The 22,563-nt window shown below is 37.3% G+C and carries 20 protein-coding genes; 9 read left to right on the plus strand and 11 right to left on the minus strand.

What is annotated here, in order from left to right:
- Positions 1-117: 117 nt before the first annotated feature.
- Together JHD79_RS01705 and lat are read right to left on the minus strand one after the other, a co-directional pair.
- Complete coding sequence (locus tag JHD79_RS01705; protein WP_199117364.1) at positions 118-510, minus strand: hypothetical protein; 393 nt, start codon at positions 508-510, stop codon at positions 118-120.
- Positions 511-825: 315 nt separating this feature from the next.
- Complete coding sequence (lat, locus tag JHD79_RS01710; RefSeq protein ID WP_199117365.1) at positions 826-2,157, minus strand: L-lysine 6-transaminase; 1,332 nt, start codon at positions 2,155-2,157, stop codon at positions 826-828.
- 321 nt (positions 2,158-2,478) lie between these two features.
- Between lat and JHD79_RS01715 the strand changes: the two genes are divergently transcribed.
- The gene (locus JHD79_RS01715) at positions 2,479-2,670 is read left to right on the plus strand and encodes a hypothetical protein (RefSeq protein WP_199117366.1); all 192 of its coding nucleotides are present in this window, start codon (positions 2,479-2,481) and stop codon (positions 2,668-2,670) included.
- Here the strand turns inward: JHD79_RS01715 and JHD79_RS01720 are convergent.
- Both JHD79_RS01720 and JHD79_RS01725 read right to left on the minus strand, forming a co-directional pair.
- A complete protein-coding gene (locus JHD79_RS01720; protein ID WP_233164521.1) occupies positions 2,667-3,563 on the minus strand; it encodes a 1-aminocyclopropane-1-carboxylate deaminase/D-cysteine desulfhydrase in 897 nt (298 codons plus the stop codon). The genes JHD79_RS01715 and JHD79_RS01720 overlap by 4 nt on opposite strands.
- A 30-nt stretch (positions 3,564-3,593) precedes the next feature.
- Positions 3,594-4,631 carry a DUF6588 family protein gene (locus JHD79_RS01725; protein WP_199117367.1) on the minus strand — a complete coding sequence of 346 codons (1,038 nt, stop codon included), beginning with the start codon at positions 4,629-4,631 and terminating at the stop codon, positions 3,594-3,596.
- Between the two features lie 187 nt (positions 4,632-4,818).
- Here JHD79_RS01725 and JHD79_RS01730 point away from each other — a divergent pair, with 187 nt between their 5' ends.
- From JHD79_RS01730 to JHD79_RS01740, 3 genes are all read left to right on the plus strand, one after another.
- A complete protein-coding gene (locus JHD79_RS01730) occupies positions 4,819-5,853 on the plus strand; it encodes an RluA family pseudouridine synthase (protein ID WP_199117368.1) in 1,035 nt (344 codons plus the stop codon).
- Positions 5,853-6,689 carry an aminotransferase class IV gene (locus JHD79_RS01735; RefSeq protein ID WP_199117369.1) on the plus strand — a complete coding sequence of 279 codons (837 nt, stop codon included), beginning with the start codon at positions 5,853-5,855 and terminating at the stop codon, positions 6,687-6,689. Before JHD79_RS01730 ends, JHD79_RS01735 begins: the two co-directional genes overlap by 1 nt.
- Positions 6,690-6,828: 139 nt before the next feature.
- The gene (locus JHD79_RS01740; RefSeq protein WP_199117370.1) at positions 6,829-7,578 is read left to right on the plus strand and encodes a hypothetical protein; all 750 of its coding nucleotides are present in this window, start codon (positions 6,829-6,831) and stop codon (positions 7,576-7,578) included.
- A 61-nt stretch (positions 7,579-7,639) separates the two neighbouring features.
- On the opposite strand, the gene fmt is transcribed toward JHD79_RS01740, so the two are convergent.
- Together fmt and smpB are read right to left on the minus strand one after the other, a co-directional pair.
- A complete protein-coding gene (fmt, locus tag JHD79_RS01745; protein ID WP_199117371.1) occupies positions 7,640-8,548 on the minus strand; it encodes a methionyl-tRNA formyltransferase in 909 nt (302 codons plus the stop codon).
- Between the two features lie 103 nt (positions 8,549-8,651).
- Positions 8,652-9,101 (minus strand): SsrA-binding protein SmpB, encoded by a 450-nt coding sequence (gene smpB, locus JHD79_RS01750; protein ID WP_199117372.1) that lies wholly within the window; start codon positions 9,099-9,101, stop codon positions 8,652-8,654.
- A 216-nt stretch (positions 9,102-9,317) separates the two neighbouring features.
- Here smpB and JHD79_RS01755 point away from each other — a divergent pair, with 216 nt between their 5' ends.
- Together JHD79_RS01755 and JHD79_RS01760 are read left to right on the plus strand one after the other, a co-directional pair.
- Positions 9,318-11,603 (plus strand): TonB-dependent receptor domain-containing protein, encoded by a 2,286-nt coding sequence (locus JHD79_RS01755; RefSeq protein ID WP_199117373.1) that lies wholly within the window; start codon positions 9,318-9,320, stop codon positions 11,601-11,603.
- 71 nt (positions 11,604-11,674) lie between these two features.
- Positions 11,675-12,139, plus strand: a complete 465-nt coding sequence (locus tag JHD79_RS01760) for a thioredoxin family protein (RefSeq protein WP_199117374.1) — start codon at positions 11,675-11,677, stop codon at positions 12,137-12,139.
- Positions 12,140-12,595: 456 nt separating this feature from the next.
- Here the strand turns inward: JHD79_RS01760 and JHD79_RS01765 are convergent, their stop codons facing one another.
- Positions 12,596-14,455, minus strand: coding sequence for an Nramp family divalent metal transporter (locus JHD79_RS01765; protein WP_199117375.1), 1,860 nt, complete (start codon positions 14,453-14,455; stop codon positions 12,596-12,598).
- Complete coding sequence (locus JHD79_RS01770) at positions 14,455-15,138, minus strand: metal-dependent transcriptional regulator (RefSeq protein WP_370583299.1); 684 nt, start codon at positions 15,136-15,138, stop codon at positions 14,455-14,457. Before JHD79_RS01770 ends, JHD79_RS01765 begins: the two co-directional genes overlap by 1 nt.
- Positions 15,139-15,250: 112 nt before the next feature.
- On the opposite strand from JHD79_RS01770, the gene JHD79_RS01775 reads away from it, so the two are divergent.
- A complete protein-coding gene (locus tag JHD79_RS01775; RefSeq protein ID WP_199117376.1) occupies positions 15,251-15,721 on the plus strand; it encodes an Lrp/AsnC family transcriptional regulator in 471 nt (156 codons plus the stop codon).
- A 214-nt stretch (positions 15,722-15,935) separates the two neighbouring features.
- Here JHD79_RS01775 and ung read toward each other — a convergent pair whose 3' ends face one another.
- Both ung and JHD79_RS01785 read right to left on the minus strand, forming a co-directional pair.
- Positions 15,936-16,613 (minus strand): uracil-DNA glycosylase, encoded by a 678-nt coding sequence (gene ung / locus JHD79_RS01780; protein ID WP_199117377.1) that lies wholly within the window; start codon positions 16,611-16,613, stop codon positions 15,936-15,938.
- A gap of 3 nt (positions 16,614-16,616) precedes the next feature.
- A complete protein-coding gene (locus tag JHD79_RS01785) occupies positions 16,617-17,135 on the minus strand; it encodes a thioredoxin family protein (RefSeq protein ID WP_199117378.1) in 519 nt (172 codons plus the stop codon).
- A gap of 85 nt (positions 17,136-17,220) precedes the next feature.
- Here JHD79_RS01785 and JHD79_RS01790 point away from each other — a divergent pair, with 85 nt between their 5' ends.
- Positions 17,221-17,766: a DUF2892 domain-containing protein gene (locus JHD79_RS01790; RefSeq protein WP_199117379.1), complete on the plus strand. Its 546-nt coding sequence runs from the start codon at positions 17,221-17,223 to the stop codon at positions 17,764-17,766.
- A 110-nt stretch (positions 17,767-17,876) separates the two neighbouring features.
- Here JHD79_RS01790 and JHD79_RS01795 read toward each other — a convergent pair whose 3' ends face one another.
- Positions 17,877-18,089, minus strand: coding sequence for a hypothetical protein (locus JHD79_RS01795; protein ID WP_199117380.1), 213 nt, complete (start codon positions 18,087-18,089; stop codon positions 17,877-17,879).
- 367 nt (positions 18,090-18,456) lie between these two features.
- On the opposite strand from JHD79_RS01795, the gene JHD79_RS01800 reads away from it, so the two are divergent.
- Entirely contained in the window at positions 18,457-22,320 is a 3,864-nt protein-coding gene (locus JHD79_RS01800) for a TIM-barrel domain-containing protein (RefSeq protein ID WP_199117381.1), read from the plus strand.
- Positions 22,321-22,563 lie beyond the last annotated feature (243 nt).

The raw sequence follows: 22,563 nt of genomic DNA on the forward strand, positions 1-22,563 counted from the left end.
TCCTCCTCTTTGAGGCGGAAGGGGGAGGAATTTAATAGAGATTGCTTCGTCGTGTCTCTCCGAAAAATCGGAGTAAACTCTCGCAATGACATGAGGTTAGCCCAAAATAATCGTTAACTATTTAAACGGCCATTTGACCAATCCTACATTGCCCATCGCACTTTTCTCATACAGGGCAAAGCAGTTTTCATTAAATTGAGAATCGAAATTGATATCGCCAGGAGACAAATTGGAGGGTGCTTTTTTACCTTCTAGAAAATAATAAATTTTGGTATTCCCATATTTGGTGTGTGGCATCAAATCTCCATACGCTTGCAATTGAGCATGGGTAGTATCTTTAACTATTACTGCATAGATGCGCTGTATTGGACCCGTATTGTTGTCATTTCTATAGCTAGCAACTTCTTTAAAGCCTCCTTTTAAATCTTCAATACCCGATTGTGTGAAAGTGTCTTTTAACATCCAGCCGATAAGTGCTAAAGCAAGTAGTGCAATCCCGAGTTTTTTCATCTGTATAAAATTGTTTTTTCATTAGTTCCCATTGTTTTTCAAAGGTATTCAAGCTGCATTTGGTGATTGAATTGTGATGAAGTTATTATTATTTAAGCCAAACTGCTGGTGAAATAAATCCTGATGGTCTCATACATCGAATTTAGGCGATATGGCTTTTGGGTTTGTTGTATGGAAGTCATGAAATGATAAATTGCATCGTCATTTGGAACGGAAGGTAGAGAAGCCTAGCTTTTAAAGGATTAAATTTGATGAATTGCTAGATTTTTCCACATTCTTTATCAAAATGACGATGACCTATCTTCTGGTAGTTAACTATAGTTGTGGTAATATTTTATGCATTACCTCAATTCCTTCGTCAATATGTTTTTTCTCGATACACAGTGCTGGTCTAAAACGAATGGTTTGATGGCCACAGCCTAGGAACATCACATTATTGGCCATTCCTTTTTCAATGAATTTGTTTCTCATTTCCTTATCAGGAAAATCAAAAGAGCATAACAAGCCTCTGCCACGTACATTACTCATTTTATCATATTTGTTGGCCAGTTCATGTAATCGTTTCTTGAGATATTCTCCTACTGTGGTGGCATTTTCACAGAGTTGGTCTTCTTCCACTATACTTAAAATTTGCGTTGAACGTATCATATCTACCAAACTACCACCCCAGGTTGAATTGATGCGGGAAGGGACCTTGAATACATTAGTGCTTACTTCATCTACTTTATGGCCTACCAAAATGCCACATACTTGCATTTTTTTACCAAAAGCAACAATGTCAGGTCTTGCTTTCTCGCTAAAATGTTGGTGGCACCAAAACTTGCCCGTTAAGCCTACTCCAGTCTGTACCTCATCATAAATTAAAAAAGCTTCGTTTTCATCAGCCAATTGTCGTAACTGAATAAGGAATTCTTCTCTAAGATGATTATCGCCCCCTTCAGATTGAATAGGCTCAATAATGATGGCACAGATCTCATCCTTATTGTTGGCAAAGACTTTCTTTACCTGTTCAATAGATATCGCCTCAGTTTCTTCCGCTATTTTTAGATTTTCTTCGTTTAGGGGGAATTTAACTTGTGGGGTACTGACTCTCGGCCAATCAAATTTGGCAAACCATTTGGTCTTGTCGGGTAAAGTGTTGGTTAAACTCAAAGTGTAACCACTTCTGCCATGGAATGCCTTTTCAAAATGGATTACCTTAAAACCCTTTTCTTCTTTGTATCCTTTAGCAAAATTCTTTTGTACTTTCCAGTCCATCGCTACCTTTAATGCATTTTCGATAGCTAATGCTCCTCCGCTAATGAAGAAAGCATGTGGTAGATATGAAGGGATGCCAACCCTGGAAAAGGTATTTACAAATTGTGCATATTGTTGAGTGTACACATCGGAATTGGACGGATTGGCTATTGCAGCGAGTAATAAATTGTGCTTAAAAGCTTCATCATTTGCCATTTTTGGATGGTTGTAACCTAAGGGTACCGATGCAAAACAGGTAAAGAAATCTAAAAGTTTGCGATTGTATTTAGAGTCGTAAATGTAAGCGCCATTACTTTTTTCCATGTCGTAAGTAAGGTCGTAACCATCAGCCAGGATATGCTTCTTTAATACTTCGTTAACTTGATCTGCAGGAATGCTTAATTGGTACATATAGTTGAGTTTTGATGTTACTCAAATTTAAAGAAATGTGCCAAATTAACAAATTTGGGCACTATTTAGAGCTTTAGTGCAAAAACTAGGTTTAAACTGTTTAAAGTTGGTTTTGTGGTAAAATTATTTGGTTTGCCAGAAATGTGGAAAAATAAAAAAAGTAAAAAATGGGAAATTTCTGCTTTTTGATGGTTTAATTTCTAATTTATTTCAAGAGCTCTAATATAAATTAGGAAACCAGATTTCTAGTGTTTTTTGCTGTTTATTGAGGTGCTGAAATAAAGATAAAAGCATTTAAAATATAATGCTTACCTTACGATCATGAGATACGGAGTAGTAATAAGTTTTAATTCCATAAAAGGAATAGGTAATATTAAAGATAATACCACCAATATCACCTATAGTTTTACAAAGGCCGATTGTCCTCATGAAGTGGAAATTTTAGATGAGGTGGCGTTTGAGGTAATGACTGAAAAACATAAAATGCGGGCTATAAAAGTAAAGCTTTCCTAAAGTTCATTTAGCTTTTGTTTCATGCCCAATAGACCTAATAATCCGCCGGTATGAATGGCCAAGATTTTCGATTCCTTTTCTAATTTGTCTTTTTGTAACAGGTCATATATGGCATAGAACATTTTGGCCGTATATACGGGATCTGTTAAAATTCCTGTTGAACTGGCAAATGATTTGATGAAATGAAGTAGTGCTGGAGTGGTCTTGGCATATCCGCCAAAATGATATTGGGTATGCATATTCACCTGATCGAGGTTGCTTTCATATTTGCCCATTTCGTTGGCAATAAACTCGCCTCCTTTTAAAACTGGAATGACATGTAGCTGGGTTTGTAGTTCATGTTGATGGATGCCCCTTAATAGGCCAGCTGCGGTAGTACCCGTACCTGCGGCGCAAAAAATGTAATCGAACTGTTCTTCATGGAGCTCATCTATGATTTCGCTGCACCCTCTTGTGGCTTCTTCACTCGCTCCGCCCTCATCTACAAAGTAAGTTTGTTCATCGTTTGAAAAATATTGATGATAAAGAGATTGCTTATTTTTATAAATTTCCCGGTCAACAAATATAAGCCTCATCCCATACAAGTTACAGAGCAATAAGGTTTCATTGCTTACTTGCTCCCCTCTTACAAAAGCACTGGCTTTTAGGCCAAACCTAGCTGTAGCAGCTGCTGTTGCCAACAAATGATTAGAGTAGGCTCCACCAAAAGTGACCACATGCGTCTTCCCTTTCAATTGCATGTCGTGTAAAATCCATTTTAGTTTTCTCCATTTGTTGCCAGAGATATAGGGATCGATCAAATCATCTCTTTTGACCCAGATGGATGGATAAGCTTGATAAGATATTTTTTGTAGAGGACTGAATATTTCCATAAAAACAAAAAGCTTCCCCAAAGAGAAGCTTTTTAAGTGTAATATATAATTTTATTTGCCCATGCCAAAGCCAATACCCGCATTTACATACCCGTATTTAGCTTGCGAATAAGAGCCATATAACCTAAAAAAGCCTAAATGCAATTGGAAACCTAACGATGCACGTAGACCATTAACATCTGTTTGATCGAAAGTAAAGGGATCTGTATACGTTTGTTTGCCAGTAGGGGTTGAAGGGGTTACAGGAACATCAAATTCATAAGTTCCTAATGCCCTAAGGTTGGTTTTTGATTTTTGGTATCCTAAGCTAAAGAATGGGGTAAATATTGCAATAGTTTTAGAAATAATGGCATCAGCACTTAAGCCTTTAACCTTAGCAGATATAGCTTGATTAGCGTTGGGGTTGTTGCCAACGTCTAAAGGCAGGCTATAGTTTAATCGAGTAAAGCCCACCGCTACCGCTACATCTAGTGGAATTAATTTTTCTGTTTTTCCCAAAATAAGTGGTAGAACTTCAACTTTAGCACCAGCGCCAAACAGATCAACTTTTCCATAATCTTTCATGTCTATTTTTGGGATGTACCTTAATGAAACATCGATGTTTTTTGGAAGTCCAACTGTAAGTTGTATTTGTGGCGAAGGAACTATATTTATCCCTTCACCTTTGGGTAGGTTAAAATCACTAGAGGCATTGGGTACACCATTAAGGCGCATAAGTGTACCTTGGGTTTTACTTCCTGAAAATGTTGGGGATATTGGATTTGCTCCGCTTGCTGGTGCCATACTGGTTAAGCCTAGTTGGTTAACATCAAAACTTTTGTCATTGTTAGGGACAAAAGCTATGGTACCTGTAATCCTCAGGTCAAAACGTAAGGTGCTCTTTGCTTTTGCAGAAGTGTACCAACCAGAGTTTAGCCCCACGCCAAAACCTTTAAAAAGTGGAGAAAGATATGCCTGGGTTAATTTTGAGGCATCTTCTGGAGCACCTTTAAATGCTGCACCAATTTGATCTTGAGCTATTAAATTTAACGGCAACAAAAAAGCGCTAAATAAGGTGATATATTTTAGCGCTCGTAAATTCTTTTCCATGTCTTATTTGTTTGATTTTCAACTACGAAAATAGATTTTTCTAATCAAATAAGGAAAAAAGTTCATTACTATTTTAAGGTTTTGAGTAAAGTTTTTCATAATTAGAGCAATTTATTAACATACACACTACAATAAATAAGCCAATCTGTTTTAAAAAAATATCAAATTGATAATTTACTTTTGCATCATGGAAAATATCGCAATAGAACAAGAAGAAGGGGAACAGGATTTATTCGAACATTTCAATATTGTTGTAGATAAAGGACAGTCTCTATTACGAATTGACAAGTTTTTGATGCATCGTATAGTAAATGCTTCAAGAAATAGGATACAAAATGCTATTGATGCCGGAAATGTATTGGTGAATAAGCAGTTGGTTAAAGCTAGTTACAAAGTGAAGCCCTTAGATGAAATATCTATCGTATTTGCCCATCCACCAAGAGATACAGAGGTTTATCCCGAAAATATTCCGATAGATATTGTTTATGAGGATGATGATCTGCTGGTGGTAAATAAACCAGCGGGTATGGTGGTACATCCGGGATTTAATAATTATACAGGTACATTGGTCAACGCATTGGCCTATCATTTCGAGAAACTGCCCACTTTGCCTGGTAATGATGGGAGGCCAGGCTTGGTACATCGAATTGATAAAGATACTTCAGGACTTTTGCTCATCAGTAAGAATGAAATGACGATGACCAAGTTGGCCAAACAGTTTTTTGATCATAGCATTACCAGAAAGTATTTGGCTTTGGCCTGGGGAGATATTGAAAAAGAGGGTAGGATAGAGGGATATATTGGCCGTAGCCTTAAAAATAGAATAGTGCAGGATGTTTATGAGGATGAAGAAAAGGGAAAATGGTCAGTAACCAACTATAAGGTTGTAGAAAGATTGCATTATGTAACCTTGATCTGTTGCCAGCTAGAGACAGGCCGTACCCATCAGATCAGGGCTCATATGAAGCATATTGGACATCCGCTTTTTAGCGATGCCAATTATGGTGGGGATAAGATTTTAAAGGGAACAACGTTTACAAAATATAAACAATTTGTAGCAAACTGTTTTGAACTCATGCCAAGACAAGCTTTGCATGCACAAACCTTGGGATTTGTTCACCCAACAACAAAACAATATATGGAATTTGAAGCACCATTGCCTGCCGATTTCGAATCGGTTTTGGTGAAATGGCGTAACTATGCTTCACAACCACAATCATAATGGCACAATATATCTTATTTAACGATGAGTTTTTTTTGGATGATAGTGCCATCATCAAATCTAGCAATAGAGGGTTCAAATTTGGAGATGCCCTGTTCGAATCAATGTGTTCAAGCAATGGTAAACTACAATTTGCAGAACTGCATGCAGATCGGTTAACAGCGGGAATGAAAGCACTTAAAATGGAAGGTTATAACCTTTTGGATGAGTATTTTCTGAAACAAAAAACCGCTGAGCTAACAAAGAAGAATAAATGGACTGGAAATGTACGTTTTAGACTTAGCATTTATCGAGATGGAGAAGGCCTATATATTCCGGAAACCAATAAGGTAGGTTACCTTTTGGAAGCAAAACCTCTTGAAAAACTAATGTACGAGCTGAATAAAAAAGGTCTGATCATTGATGTATATGATGAAATTACTAAACCAATCAATAAACTTTCCAATTATAAAACAACCAATGCCCTGCCTTTCGTGATGGCGGGAATTTATCAAAAGCAACACCGACTGGATGAAACTTTTTTGTTGAACCAAAATGGGTTTTTATGTGAAAGCACCAGTTCTAATATATTTGTAGGTTATCAGAATAGCCTCTACACCCCAGCATTGTCTGAAGGTTGTGTAGCTGGTGTAATGCGGAATGTAGTGATGCAATTGGCCAAACAAAATCAATTGCCCCTAGTAGAAGCGCAGATTAATCCCGAAATATTAAAAGAAGCAGATGAGGTATTTGTTACCAATGCTGTTAATGGTATTCGTTGGGTAATGGGTTATGGGCGCAAAAGATATTTTAACGAAATGGCTAAGCTATTAAGTGCCAAATTAAGTGTTTTGTAAATAGGTTGTTTTTTCTGATCGCTAGTGATGGCTTTGGTGTACCATGAGATGAAAATGATCTTCATGTATTTTATTGCTTACAGAAGAATTTTCGGTTTGAATTTTGTGTATTATTGGGTACACACAAATTTAAACCGATATGAAAAAATTACTCATTGTCGTCATGGCTTGCTATGCCCTGAACGCTCGTTCGCAAGTGAACGAAACCCAAAATTTTCTTTACCTCTATTCGGATTCTGTAATCCATGCGCAAAATATCAGATTGCGTCCCGATTTTTCAGGCGCTTGGATACTTAGGGCCGACTCTCGGCGGGTACCCATAGGAGGGGTTAAATTCTTTAGTAATGAAGATGGTTTTTTTGCCAATACTAGAAGGCTGAATTATTTTGGCGAAGTATCATTCTCAGAAAGGACTATAGAAGGAAAGATTAATCTTTATCAACAGATAATTTATGATCCTATTCTTTTTGAAGTCGATTATTACAGGTTTAGGAATACGAGGAGGCAAACTGTAGATACGCGAATGTTCTATAACAAGGGATTTTCCGATCTGAAAAAGGTAAATTATGCTAACCTGAGTAAAGATATGGCAGATCATCCAAAAAGCTTGGATTTCTTAAAGAGTTACAGGAAAAGTAGGAGAGTTGGTACGGCCATGTATGTGGCCGCTGGAGCAGCCATTATTGCCAGTGCGGTGACCTTTCTTTCTGGTACAGGTATGAAACAAGATGGTACTACTTTTGGGAATATGCCAAACTATAAATTCAAGGACGATACTGGAAGTTTTGTGTTGATGGGACTTGGTGCAGGCTTGGGTATAGGTGGATATTTTATCCAAGCATCTGGTTCAAGAAATATAGGAAGAGCTATTGATGCTTATAACCAATAATCTCTGTAAAAGGATAGGTAACAGGCAGTGCTGTAATACGCCTGCCTGTTATTTTTTAAGTTTATAAGCGCATCCCTCTCAAAAATTCTTCAACAGACATGCGCTTTTTACCTTCATACTGAAGGTCAATTAATTTTAAAAAACCATCTTTTGCGGCAAATTTCAGGTAAGTTTTACCATCGGTCAAAAAAGCCCCAACGGGAATGTCGGGTTTTTTAGTTTCTAATTCAGCTTTAAAGATTTTTAAGCCTTTATCATTTAAAGTACAAAAAGCTGTTGGATAAGGGCTGAGTCCGCGGATAAAGTTGTATATAGTTTGACTGGGTTGGTTCCAGTCAATTTTGCAAAAGTCCTTAAATATTTTTGGTGCTTCCTTTAGCTCACCGCCCTGTGGTTGTGGCACCTCATTGTAAGTATTGGTTTCTATGGCCTTCACTGTTTTTACCAGTAAATCTGCACCAAGCACCATCAATTTATCATGAAGAGAACCAGCAGTTTCATCATCTGCAATGGGAATGGAATCTGAAAAAATAATATCACCCGTATCAATTTCCTGTTTTAAGAAAAATGTAGTGACACCGGTTTCTTTTTCTCCATTGATGATGACATGGTTAATGGGGGCTGCACCGCGATATTGGGGAAGTAAAGAACCATGCAGATTAATTGTACCTTTTGTTGGCATATTCCATACTATTTCGGGCAACATCCTAAAAGCAACTACTATAAACAGATCGGCCCTTAACGATTTCAGGTCTTCTATGAACACTGGATCTTTTAGCTTTAAAGGTTGTAAAACTTTTAACCCATTTTCTACGGCATATTTTTTTACTGCACTCTCATTTAACTTTTGCCCACGTCCGGCAGGTTTATCGGCAGCAGTTACTACTCCTGCAATATCGAAGCCCGAATTTTTCAAGGCGCTTAATGAGGCGACTGCAAAATTTGGGGTGCCCATAAAAACTATTCTCATCTTCTTTCTTTTACAATTTTAGATTTATGAATGACCGATTGAACAAGGTATACTAATGTTTTAAGTCTGGTTTCGGCCGAGGTATTTTTAATGAATTTGTGGACTAAAACTTCATCGCTCTATCCAATTCTCTTTTGCTTTCTCTTTCTTTGATCGTGTCTCGTTTGTCAAATTCTTTTTTACCTTGGGCCAAGGCAATCTCAATTTTGGCAAAACCTCTTTCATTAATGAAAATTCTTAGTGGAACAATGGTGTATCCCTTTTCCTCCCCCTTGGTGCTCAGTTTTTTAAGTTCTTTTTTGTGAAGTAACAAGACCCTGTCTCTTTTAATATCATGGTGATAGAAAGAGCTATGACTATATTCTGAAATGTGTAGGTTGCGGATATATAGATCGTTGTCAATAAACATACAGAAAGCATCCGTTAGATTTGCTTTCCCTTGTCTTATCGATTTAATCTCGGTACCAAGCAAAGCAATTCCCGCTACGTACTTATCTAAAATGTGGTAGTCGAAGAAGGCCCGCTTGTTTTTTATTTGTATATCGTTAGGCATAGCACAAATATCAACAATTCTTGGAGATAAGTATAAAATTAATCCATAATAGATTACATAAATGCAATTAAGATGCATTTATGTCCATGAATTTATATTTGCAACAAATTTGCATTAGTGGTAGTTTTTAGATTTGTAAAATTTAATTTTAAATTAACTTTAAATTATTTTTTAGATTAATCTAAATTTATATTTTTGTGAAACTAATTTTTGAACATGAAAAGATATATACTATTGTTTCTGGCTTACTTCTTATCTGTATTTTATGTTAAGGCCCAAGATTTTGTAATAAAGGGAGTAGTAGAGAGTGGTGATGTTAAAGTACAAAAGGCTACACTTCGCTTAATAGAGCTGCAACGTTCTAGTCAAACTAATGAATATGGAGAATTTGGTTTTGTAGCCATAAGCCCCGGTAAATACCAATTACGTATTAGTGCTTTGGGCTATAAAACTCAGTTAAATACCATTTATATAACTGGCGACACCATTTTGAATTTTAATCTGGTTGAACAGAAAGAAGATCTTAGCGAAGTGGTCGTTACGGGCACTTATAAGGAAGTGAATAGGTTGGAGAGCCCGGTTCCGGTAGAAATTTATACGGCAAAGTTCTTCAGGAAAAATCCAACACCCAGTATTTTCGATGCGCTACAGAATGTAAATGGCGTAAGACCCCAGTTAAATTGTAATATATGTAATACGGGCGATATTCACATTAACGGTTTGGAAGGACCATATACCATGGTGTTGATTGATGGTATGCCGATTGTCAGCAGTTTATCTACTGTGTATGGTTTATCGGGTATTCCTAACTCATTGGTAGAAAGAATAGAAATTGTCAAGGGACCCGCCTCTTCTTTGTACGGAAGTGAAGCAGTAGGTGGCCTGATCAATATCATTACCAAAAATGTAAATCATGCACCCCGATTTAGTGCTGATGTGATGAGCACAAGTTACTTGGAAAACAACATAGATGTGGGATTCAAGACTAACTTTGGAAAGAAAAGCACAGTGCTAACAGGCCTGAATTACTTTAAATATGGCCATAAGGTAGATCATAATCATGATGGTTTTACAGATGTGACCTTGCAGGACCGCATTTCGGTTTTTCAAAAGTGGAACTTCGACAGAAAAGAAAATAGATTGTTTTCTTTAGTTGGCAGGTTCTTGTATGAAGATAGGTGGGGAGGCGAAATGGGATGGAACAAGCATTTTAGAGGTGGTGATGAGGTATATGGCGAGAGTATATACACTAAACGTTTTGAGCTGCTGGGTAATTACCAGTTGCCTATCAAAGAAAAAATGTTCTTTTCTTTCTCTATGACAAACCATGACCAAGACAGTAGGTATGGTACGACCTCTTACATTGCGCAACAACAAATTGCTTTTTCTCAGCTTACTTGGGACAAAAAGATAGGGAGGCATGATCTCTTATTTGGTACGGCTTTTAGGTATACTTACTACGACGATAATACGCCTGCAACAGCGTCGGCCAATTTGCTAAATGAAGAGAATCAACCTGAACGCACCTATTTGCCTGGCATTTTTATACAAGATGAAATTAAACTTGCCTCCAAACATGCACTCCTGTTGGGGATGAGGTATGATTATAATTCTATTCATGGTCATATTTTTACTCCGCGTTTAGCATATAAATTCAATTTTGATGAGACAAGCATACTTAGGTTAAATGCTGGAACTGGTTTTAGGGTGGTCAATATCTTTACGGAAGACCATGCCGCCTTAACTGGGGCAAGAGAAGTAGTTGTTGCAAATGAGCTGAAACCAGAAAGGACTTATAATGTGAATTTGAACTACCTGAAAAAACTTTTCTCTACAAATGGTTCCATATATACTTTCGATCTTTCTTCGTTTTATACGCATTTTAAGAATCGGATTGTAGGAGATTATGAAACCAATCCGAATGAAATAAGGTATGATAATCTAAAGGGTTATGCCGTAAGTAAAGGCATAACGGCCAATATAGATGTGGCTCTAAGGGCTGGGTTAAAAATTAACGCAGGCATTACTTATCAGGATGTTTCACTGATGGAAGATGGCGTGAAAACCCAACAAATATTAACAGAGAAATTCATGGGGACCTGGGCGATTTCCTATCGTATTGAAAAGCTTAATCTTGGCATTGATTATACAGGAAATATTTATGGGCCCATGCGATTACCTTTAATTAGTGAATTAGATCCACGTAAGCCTTATTCGCCTGCTTGGAGTATTCAGAATATTCAGTTTGTATATAATGGCTTTAAGCATATAGAGCTTTATGCAGGGGTTAAAAATCTTTTGAATTTCACGCCAAATAAAGGTAATCCATTTATCATTGCCCGAGCCAACGATCCATTTGATAAACAAGTGCAGTTTGATGGCGAAGGAAAGGCAATGGTCACACCAAATAATCCGTATGGTTTAACCTTTGATCCGAGTTATGTATACGCCCCAAATCAGGGCATTAGGGGGTTCTTTGGGCTGAGATTGACATTTAATTGATGAGATAGGTTTAAGGTTTAATTGTTGAAAATATGGGCGGTTCTATATCGCCCATATCTATTTTTTTATTGATGAAAAAGTTGCTTTTCTGTATCATGATGTTTTTTAACCTCTTGACATATGGTCAACAAATAAAGGAGCAGCTTAAAAGTTATAAAATTGATCAATTAGAGAAATTACAAAAAGTGGAACCAAGAAAGGTATTAATCTACGTTTATGCCAGTTGGTGTAGTTACTGCAAGGCTATGGATCAGGTAGTTTGGAGGGATACATCTATAATCAGGCTATTGAATCGGTCTGTATACTTTGTAAAATTCGACGTTGAACAACAAGATGTGGTTTTTTTCAATGGAGCAAAATATGATTTTAAGGCAAGCAAAGGTGTTCATGATTTCGTATTGGAAATTACCCGTAGTAAACATCAAATAGCCTATCCAATGTTGGTGCTTTGGAGCGAGGATTATAAACCACTTATTGAATATCACAGTTTTCTTTCGGCTAAAGAACTTAAGGAAATATTACTAGCGTATTTATAGGACGCTCATCTTTCTTATTATATTGTGGCCTTAATTTTATAAATCGTTTTAGCTATTGATTTTGTGGGTTTATCCATATCATTTATGGTAAAATCAACAGCTGTTCTTATTAAAGTTTCCACTTTTGGATGGTTATAGTCGTTTTGTTCTTTTACATCGATATGTCTGACCAGGTTGCCTGTTCCTAGTAAGTAAATGATCGGGATCTTTTAGAAGGGGGGCTTTATTAAAGCGAGCTTTAGATGTTTAGTGTAGATGGGTAGCATGCAGAACGCATCAGATAGCTTCTCAGATATGAAAAACAACGGTCAGTGCATGGGTATGGTACGGCATCTGGGTAAATTTTTAAGATAGAGGAGCTTAAATCACAAAACAGTTCGATAACTTTTGCGGTTTCAATTTTAATAGCGCTTGAAAAGCTGCGTGTTTTTTAGATCGAGTTCAAATAGAGATTTTTTATCGGACAATTAATACCGGAATATCCACTTTGTGCCTTACCGAGTCTACGGTTGTGCCAAATATCAAATCTTTTAAGCCTTTATGGCCATGAGCACCCATTACCAATAGCTCTATATGGTTTTCCCTGCTAATTTCGGCTATAGCTTTTGAAGTACTTCCAAAACCAATATGCGGTGTAGCAGAATAGCCCAATTCTTTTAAGTTCTCTTGGTATTTCCTTAGATTATCTGCATCTGATTGTGTTTCGTGATCCAAAGCGGTTTCACCATGATAGCGTGCTGCTGCGGTCTCCACCACATGGATAAGATAATAATGGGCCGACTTTCCTCCTTGTATCAATGCATGGCGAATGGTATTTCTATCATTTTTAGAAAAATCGACAGTAATGCCAATCTTGCTGTAATTGATTTTTTCAATATTGGCTATGGCCAAAGCATTACCATGAGGGACATTGCCCAATCTTTTCTTTTTATTGATGAGGGGGTACATAAAGATATAGACCAGGAGTAGTCCAATAAGGATAGCCATAGGGACGACAAGGCCATAGATATACCAAGCGTTCGATTCAGATAGCCAACCGTTAATTTCCTCGATAACCAGTTTGATATTTAAGCTTACAATAACTAGGGCACTTAGCCAAGCTAAGATTTTAACCCAAGTTTTAATGGTAAACTCTTTCATTTCTTCCTTATCTGAATTGAGATGGATAAGCGGTATGATAGCAAAGCCCAGCTGTAAGCTCAATACCACCTGACTTAAAATCAAAAGACCTCCCAAGGCCCTATCGCCAAAGTAAAGTATGGTAAAGAATGCGGGTATAATGGCCAGTAGTCTGGTAATTAAACGTCTCAGCCAAGGTTGTATCCTCAAATTTAAATGTCCTTCCATTATAATTTGTCCGGCAAGTGTACCTGTAACCGTAGAACTTTGTCCGGCTGCGATTAGGGCAATAGCAAAAAGAGCTGGAGCCACATCGCCAAAAATATTGCTAAGCAGTTCGTGGGCATCTTGGATTTCGGCTACTTCATGAAAACCGTTTTTATAAAAAGCTGCAGCTGCTAAAATCAGTATAGCGGCATTCACAAAAAATGCGAGGTTTAAAGCTACGGCAGTATCTATAAAATTGAACTTAATGGCCTCTTTAATCCCGGGCGAATCTCTTTCGAATTTACGGGTTTGCACAAGAGAAGAATGTAGATATAAGTTGTGGGGCATTACCGTGGCACCTATAATACCTATTGCAATATATAGCGCTTCTCCTCCCAACATAGAGGGTTCAAAACCTTTTACAATTTCTTTTAGGGAAGGTTCCACAATAAACATTTCCACCAGAAAGGAAAGGCCCACAATAAACACCATGGAAACAATAAAAGCTTCCATTTTTCGCATGCCTTTGTTTAAGAGAAAAAGCAATAATACGGTATCGAATATGGTAATGGAAATGCCCCATATGAGCGGTAGGCCAAATAAAAGATTTAATCCGATGGCCATTCCAATAATTTCAGCCAGATCGCAAGCTATAATGGCTGTTTGCGCCAGTATGAACAAAGGAAAATTTACCCATTTGGGATAAGTGTTTCTAGATGCCTGCGCTAAATCTAGTCCCCTTACAATACCCAGTCTGGCACTTAGCGACTGTAACAATAGGGCAATAAGGTTCGACATCAATAACACCCAAATCAATTGGTAGCCAAATTTACTGCCGCCTGCAATATCTGTCGCCCAATTACCAGGATCCATATAGCCAACGCTTACTAAGTAAGCAGGACCTAGAAATGCTAATATTCTTCTCCAGCCTTTACGTTTGTTGGTGGCTATACTCTGATGTACTTCGCTTAATGATTGTTTTTCGGTCATTAGTACTTGCTGATTAGTATATGTTTGGCAACTTCCCTGCTGATATTGATTTTTTGCTGTTCTACATCCAATGCTACCGAGCCATCAAATTCGATCACTTCTAATACTTCTATCCGTTTGCCTAAAGTTAATCCTAGTTTTTCCAAATGCTTTAAAAAAGCAGAAGAATGCTCGCTTACTCCAGTGATGGTACCTTTTTCCGAAGGACTTAATTTACTTAATTTAACAAAAGCTAACTCCGCAAAATTACCATGTTGGTCGGGAATGGGGTCGCCATGGGGATCAACTTTGGGAAACTCTAAAAATTCATCCAATCTTTCGATCAATAAGGAAGATTGAATATGTTCCAGCTCTTCGGCAACTTCGTGCACTTCATCCCATTTGAAGTTAAGTTTGTCTACCAAAAAAACCTCCCATAAACGATGCTTTCTAACAATATTGATGGCGGTAAGCTTTCCTTTTTCCGTTAAGGTTACCCCTTGGTATTTAACATAATTGACCAATTCTTTTTCCGAAAGCTTTTTGATCATATCAGTTACAGATGCTGCCTTGGTTTGAATACGCTCGGCTATAGCATTAGTTTGAACCGGATTGCTTATTTCTGATAAATGGTATATGACTTTTAGGTAGTTCTCTTCGGTATAAGATTGCATTTTGCTTGATCTAATTATTATTTTAGACAAATCTAAAAATTTTAATATAAAATAAAAGCTAATTTTTTACATTATTTATAGAATAAAATTTTGTGAATAAGTGTTTCTGTTCTACCTTTGGGCATTGAATTATAAATAAGGTATGGCGTTAGAACTAGATAAAATCGATTTCAAAATCTTAAAGTTGTTACAGGAAAATGGTAGAATAACCAATTTGCTCTTATCGCAGGAAATAGGCTTGTCTCCGGCTCCAACTTTAGAACGGGTGAGGAAATTGGAAATGTCTGGGTATATTAAAAGTTATCATGCCCTGGTTGATGAAGAAAAATTAGGATTGGGCATTAAAACCTTTATCCAAATCCAATTGGATTTTCACAAGAACAATACCATTCAGATTTTCTTAGATGAAGTGAACCAGATTAAAGAAGTGACCGAATGCCATCATGTTACTGGGCAGGCAGATTTCTTATTGAAAGTTTATGTAAATGATATTAAATCATACGAGCGCTTGATCATGGATAAGATCAGCAAGATTTCGGTAGTGAAAACTTTTCAAACCATGATGATCATGTCTACCACCAAAAAAGAGCCGATTGTTCCATTGGAGTATTAATATTTGCCTTTTTACTAGTAACTATATCTCCTCAAAATATTAGGAATTTTGGAAAACGCCTTGGATAACTAAGGTGTTTAGAATGATAATTCCACCACCTGATAAACCCTAGAGCATCTAAGGCCATATCTGTAAATGGAATATTAGTTCTTGGGTGTCTAAGGTAATGTATGCTGGATAGATATTTGAGGTGGTAACTGGCTATTTTTGATAATTATGTGAGCTGCCAATTGATCGGTTCCTTTCCTTCTCGTATTAAAATCTCGTTCGTTTTTGAGAAAGGTTTGGAACCAAAAAAGCCATTATAGGCAGAGAAAGGAGAAGGGTGCGCAGATTTAATAATAAAGTGCTTATTCTCATCAATTAGGCTCTCTTTCTGTTTAGCATAATTTCCCCAGAGAATAAATACCAGCCCACTTTTTAGTTGTGAAAGCTTAGCTATAGCCTGGTCTGTAAATTGCTCCCAGCCTCTCTTCTGATGTGAGCCCGCTTGGTGTGCTCTTACGGTTAAAGTGGCATTAAGCAAAAGTACTCCTTGATCTGCCCATTGGGTCAGGTCTCCATGATTGGGTATTTTAAAGCCGACTATCTCATCTTCAAGCTCCTTGTAAATATTTTTTAGGGAGGGAGGGGGTATAATACCTTTTTGAACAGAAAAAGAAAGTCCGTGGGCTTGTGCTACGCCATGATAGGGGTCTTGTCCTAAGATGACAACTTTAACCTTGTCAAAAGGGGTATGTTTAAAGGCATTGAATATATCAGTACCTTTTGGATAAACGGTAAAACCTTGTCGTTTTTCGTTCTGAAGAAATTCTTTTAAAGCTTTCATGTAGGGCTTTTCAAATTCGCTGCCCAGTACATTAAGCCAACCAGGTTCCAAGTCTACGGCCATAGGTTATTTTTTTGCAGTGAGCAGGTCAATCATATCCAATTCTAGGCTTTTCTTGGGGCTTTCTACAATTCTGCCTATTTCTTTTCCATTTTTATCTGTAAAGATAAAGGTAGGTACCCTTTCTATGTTAAGTCCATCAAGTAATCCATTTTCAGCTTGTTTTTTTCCGTCAACCGCAATAAAGGTGACATCACTCTCATGAACTTTAAGCGCGTCGATTATTTTCAGGAAATGGGGAACCTGAAATTTGCTATCTCCGCACCATGTTCCAAGTACGACCCTGATCTTTTTGTTCTTTAACAATTTTTCCAGGGCATTAAAGGAGGTAGAATCTGGATTATATGCCGCATAGTTGGCATCATAGCTGTCCTTAAATTCAGGGAAAGAAACCAATCCGTCTCTTGAACATTGATTTAACATGATCTGTTTATGTTTAATTTGATCTTCTAATTTTTTATTTAATTCTTGGGCATTTGCTGTAATGGCAAATAAAGCGGTGAGTAAGGTAAATAGGTATTTCATACGTATCTAATTTTTGATGAAATTATAAATTAAATCGCTATTTTCTGCTATATAAAACCGATATTTGCAGAAATATTGAAAAACTATGTCAAATTTAGTACGCTTAATTATAGGTTTTGCTTTAGTGGGTGCGGCGGTAGCACTATTTATTTTCGGTCATTGGGGATGGGGCATACTTACGATCCTGTTTAGTATATTTATCTTCATTACCTATTTCTATAATGAAAACATGCTGATCGCACAATGGTACCTGCGTAAGGACAATATGGAAAAAGCGGAGAGGTTTTTAGGTAGGATAACCAATTATGAGAAGCAATTGGCCCGTTTACAACATGGCTATTATAACCTTTTGTTGGGCTTAATGGAATCAAGAAGAGCCCCAATGAAATCAGAAAAATATTTCAAAACTGCTTTGAGCTTAGGCTTGCATATGGATCATAATATTGCATTGGCTAAATTAAGTTTGGCAGGCATTGCTATGGCAAAACGCAATAAACGTGAAGCAACCATGTATTTGGCAGAAGCTAAAAAAGCAGATAAGAATAAATTATTGGCAGATCAGATCAAGCAAATGAAAGATCAGATGGGGATGATGGATAAGCAACAGCAAGTACGCTATAGCCATAGGTAGTCGCATTTTCATAAACATATTAAAACCTCGATATAGTATTATCGAGGTTTTTTGCTTTTTGCAAGCCTGCTTTTATAATATACCAATTAAAGTGCATGATGCGAACTCGATCATTTGTCGCATAGGCGATCAAAATTCTCATCAAAACTGGTTGTGTCATTTCTGCTGATGAGATCTTCTTCAATTTCATTTTTTCTGCTAAAGAAAAGTTCCTCGGCCTGTATGCGCTTGATCAGCTGGCGAATCAATGATAAGTCAAAGGTGTCTTTGCTTAGTTTAATGCAATATTCGTTTTCCGTAATTTCAATACTTGAGCTATTCATAACATCAATGATTTAATACAAGTCTAAAATAGAAAAAGCTTATGATAACAAAATAGCGAATACTTTAACTTTTTGTTATGCTTTTGTTAAGGTAGTGGCATTTGTTGGTCAGTTGCTTTCTAAGAAATCGCATAGATATCAATGAAAGAAAATACCCGGAGGGGTGGGGGACACTCGCCTAATACCTTTTGCTAGTGTTTGGTTTCTCCACTAAACTCCTCTGCCAAATATTTCAGTCATTTTTGGACAGTTTCTAAGAAAAATCCGCTATTAGAAGAAAGATTTCGTCATTCATTACATTTTTATCGTACTGTTTCTTAATTTTAAGCATCTATTTGTTAAACTACCTATAAAAAACACATTCTTAATGAAAAACGTACTTTGCTATGTGAAAAGGAAGACAGGTATTCTCCTGTCGTTTACTTTTCCTTTATTGTTTGCAGCCCTACCTGTGCAGGCGATCAACAAAAGAACTATCCACAAAAGATGGACAGTTCCACTTCAAAACATTATTGGTGCCAAAAAAATAAATCCCACTACTATTGAAATCTTATTTTCCGACCAGCAGAGATTGACTTTAGATTTCTATGGGGAGAATATATTCAGACTTTTTCAGGATAATGAAGGAGGCATGATCAGAGAGCCTCAGGCCAAGCCTTCTGCACAGATCTTGGTAAATAACCCAAGGAAAGCCCTAAGCAAATTAAGCTTAACGGAAGAAAATACACAATTCTCTATCGCTACGGGCAAGATCACCGTATTTATTGATAAGCAGACTGCAGTTATAAAAGTTGTTGACCAAGCTACTCAAAAGGTGGTATTGGAATATGCTAAACCTGTCCAGTTTGAAAAAGATAAAGTAACTCTTTTGTTAAAGGGAGATGAACAAGAATATTTTTATGGTGGAGGGGTACAGAATGGTAGATTCTCACATAAAGGTAAGGCGATAGCCATTGAAAATCAAAACAGCTGGACAGATGGGGGGGTAGCCTCTCCAACTCCATATTACTGGTCTACTAAGGGCTATGGAATAATGTGGTATACCTTTAAAAAAGGAAGATATGATTTTGGTGCAACTGAAAAAGGATTGGTGAAATTGTCTCATGAAACCGCTTACTTGGATGTTTTTTTGATGGTCAATAATACACCATCGGCATTATTGAGTGATTTTTATCAATTAACGGGAAATCCAGTACTACTGCCCAAGTTTGGTTTTTATCAAGGACATTTAAATGCCTATAATCGTGATTATTGGAAAGAAGACGATAAGGGCATATTGTTTGAAGATGGCAAGAGATATAAAGAAAGCCAAAAAGATAACGTTGGAGTTAAGGAATCGCTGAATGGTGAAAAGAACAACTATCAATTTTCTGCCAGGGCTGTAATTGACCGTTATAAGAAGAATGATATGCCATTGGGTTGGGTATTGCCAAACGATGGATACGGAGCGGGTTATGGGCAAACTGAAACTTTGGATGGCAACATTCAGAATTTGAAGAATTTTGGTGATTATGCCCGAAAAAATGGAGTAGAGATTGGTTTATGGACGCAATCTGATTTACAGCCTAAGGCAGGTGTTTCGGCTTTATTGCAGAGAGACCTTGTCAAAGAAGTGAGAGATGCTGGAGTACGGGTGCTAAAAACCGACGTGGCATGGGTGGGTGCTGGCTATTCTTTCGGATTGAATGGTGTGGCGGGTGCAGGTGAAATTATGCCCTATTATGGAAATAATGGTAGACCATTTATCATCTCCCTTGATGGTTGGGCAGGTACCCAGCGTTATGCGGGTATTTGGTCTGGTGATCAAACAGGAGGAGCTTGGGAATACATTCGCTTTCATATTCCTACCTATTTGGGCGCAGGCTTGTCTGGGCAGCCTAACATCACTTCAGATATGGATGGTATTTTTGGAGGCAAAAATGCGGTAGTAAACACTAGAGATTTCCAGTGGAAAACCTTTACGCCAATGCAATTGAATATGGATGGATGGGGCGCTAATGAGAAATATCCCCATGCATTGGGCGAACCTGTTGCCTCCATCAATCGCAACTATTTAAAGTTAAAATCGGCATTGATGCCCTATGCATATAGCATCGCTAAAGAAGCTGTGAATGGATTGCCAATGATCAGGGCTATGTTTTTGGAATATCCCAATACCTATACTTATGGTACATCTACCCAATATCAGTTCCTGTATGGCCCGTCCTTCTTGGTTGCTCCAATTTACCAATCCACAAAAGCAGATGAAAAAGGGAATGATATACGCAATGGCATTTATTTGCCAGAAGGTACTTGGATAGATTATTTTTCGGGAGAGAAATATCAGGGTAATACGGTTATCAATTATTTTGATTCACCGATTTGGAAACTGCCAATTTTTGTAAAGGCGGGTGCTATTATCCCCCTAAACAATCCAAATAATAATCCTTCGGAGGTAGATCAGAAGCTGCGCATTTTCGAAATCTATCCTGACGGCAACAGTAGCTTCACTTTGTATGATGATGACGGTATGACCGAAGCTTATAAAGATAAAAGCGGTGCTAGTACTAACATAGAATCAATTGTGGAAGGTAATAACGTTGTGGTTAATGTGCAACGTACACAAGGAAATTTTGATGGATTTGTAAAGGAAAAATATACCCAGTTTATTATTAATGTAACCGAAAGACCAAAAAGCTTGGTTGCTAAAATAGGAAGGCAAAAGATAAATTTGACCGAGGTCAATTCCTTAAAGGCATTTCTAAATAAAGAAAACGTTTTCTTTTATGATGCAAAACCAAATCTTAACCGATTTGCGACCAAAGGAAGTGAATTTGAAAATTTAGTAATTGCTAAAAATCCGCAGGTGTTGGTAAGGTTGGCTGCTACTGATATTACCGAAAATGAGATGAGTTTAGGGGTGAAGGGCTTTAAGTTTGAGCCCACTAATAAATATTTGGTGTCTACAGGGAAATTAGGCGCTCCAAATCATGCTCAGGTATCAGCGGATAGGGCAGAAGCCTATGTGCTTAAGCCTACTTGGGACAAAGTAGAAAATGCAGATTATTACGAAATAGCATTTAATGATATGCTATACAGTACCATTAAAGAGAATACCTTAGAATTTGATGGCTTAATGCCCGAGACAGATTATCAATTTAAGGTAAGGGCAGTAAATAAAGAAGGCGCATCGAATTGGGCTATCTTTAGTGCAAGAACAAAAAATAACCCGTTGGAGTTTGCCATAAAAGGTATTGTAGCTGAAACTTCGGTGCAAAACCAGGGAGGAGAGGGTGTTAGCAAGTTGTTTGACTTCGATGAAGGAAACATATGGCATACCAAATGGGATAATAAAGCAGTCCCTTTTGATTTGATCATAGACCTGAAGTCATTTAATCAGTTAGATAAGTTTCAATACCTGCCTCGCTTAGGTGCTGGTAATGGCACTTTGTTGTCGGGTAGTATTTCCTATAGTACCGACAAACAGAATTGGACAGCTGCGGGTGAGGTGACCTGGCCAAAAAATGATAAGGTAAAAGAGTTTATTTTTGCCAGTCATCCTACTGCGCGTTATATTAAGATTGCAGTAACGAAAGGTGTAGGAGATTTTGGTTCAGGCAGAGAGCTGTATGTATTTAAAATGCCTGGAACGGAAAGCTACCTGCCGGGTGATATAAATAATGATAAACTCATAGATCGGAATGACCTTACGTCTTATATGAACTATACGGGTTTGAGAAAGGGAGATTCTGATTTTGAAGGCTACATTAGCAATGGCGATATTAATAAGAACAACCTGATTGACGCGTACGATATTTCAGTAGTAGCTACTCAACTAGAGGGAGGGGTGAAGCTTGGTAAAGAAGATAAAGTATCTGGCCAACTAGACATTAGTACGGCGAAACAAATTTATCACAAAGATGAAATCATTGAAGTGAAGGTGAAAGGTGTGAATTTAAAGGGCGTAAATGCTTTAAGTTTTGCGTTGCCTTATGATGCCCAAGATTACGAATTCGTTAGTGTACAGCCCGTTAATATAGGTGGAATGGAAAACTTAACCTATGATAGGTTGCATACAGATAGGACTAAAGCGCTGTACCCAACTTTTGTAAATGTAGGTAATAAAGATACGCTTCAGGGTAATCAAGAACTTTTTGTGATCAAGTTGAAAGCAAAACGTAGTGTGAAATTCAATTTGAAGGTTGCAGAAGGCTTATTGGTAGACAAAGCATTGAACGTTATAAAATTCTAATATTTAGCTTAATTATTAACAGAAAGGCTCTGCACTTGGATAAGTGCAGAGCCTTTTGCTTTTTTAGTTTTCTTTCATAGCTCGTTATGCTGCATGTATTTCAACATCTGTCATGATATTTTTTAATAAATACTGATCCGAAATAAATTCAGGATGACGATGAGCGCATAAAAAATCCCCAGTTAAAAGCTTTGGATTTAAAGCTTTCGTCATTGCGAGTTTACGAAGCCATCTTAAAACGTT

The sequence above is a fragment of the Pedobacter sp. ASV28 genome (assembly GCF_016428855.1).
Taxonomy (GTDB): domain Bacteria; phylum Bacteroidota; class Bacteroidia; order Sphingobacteriales; family Sphingobacteriaceae; genus Pedobacter.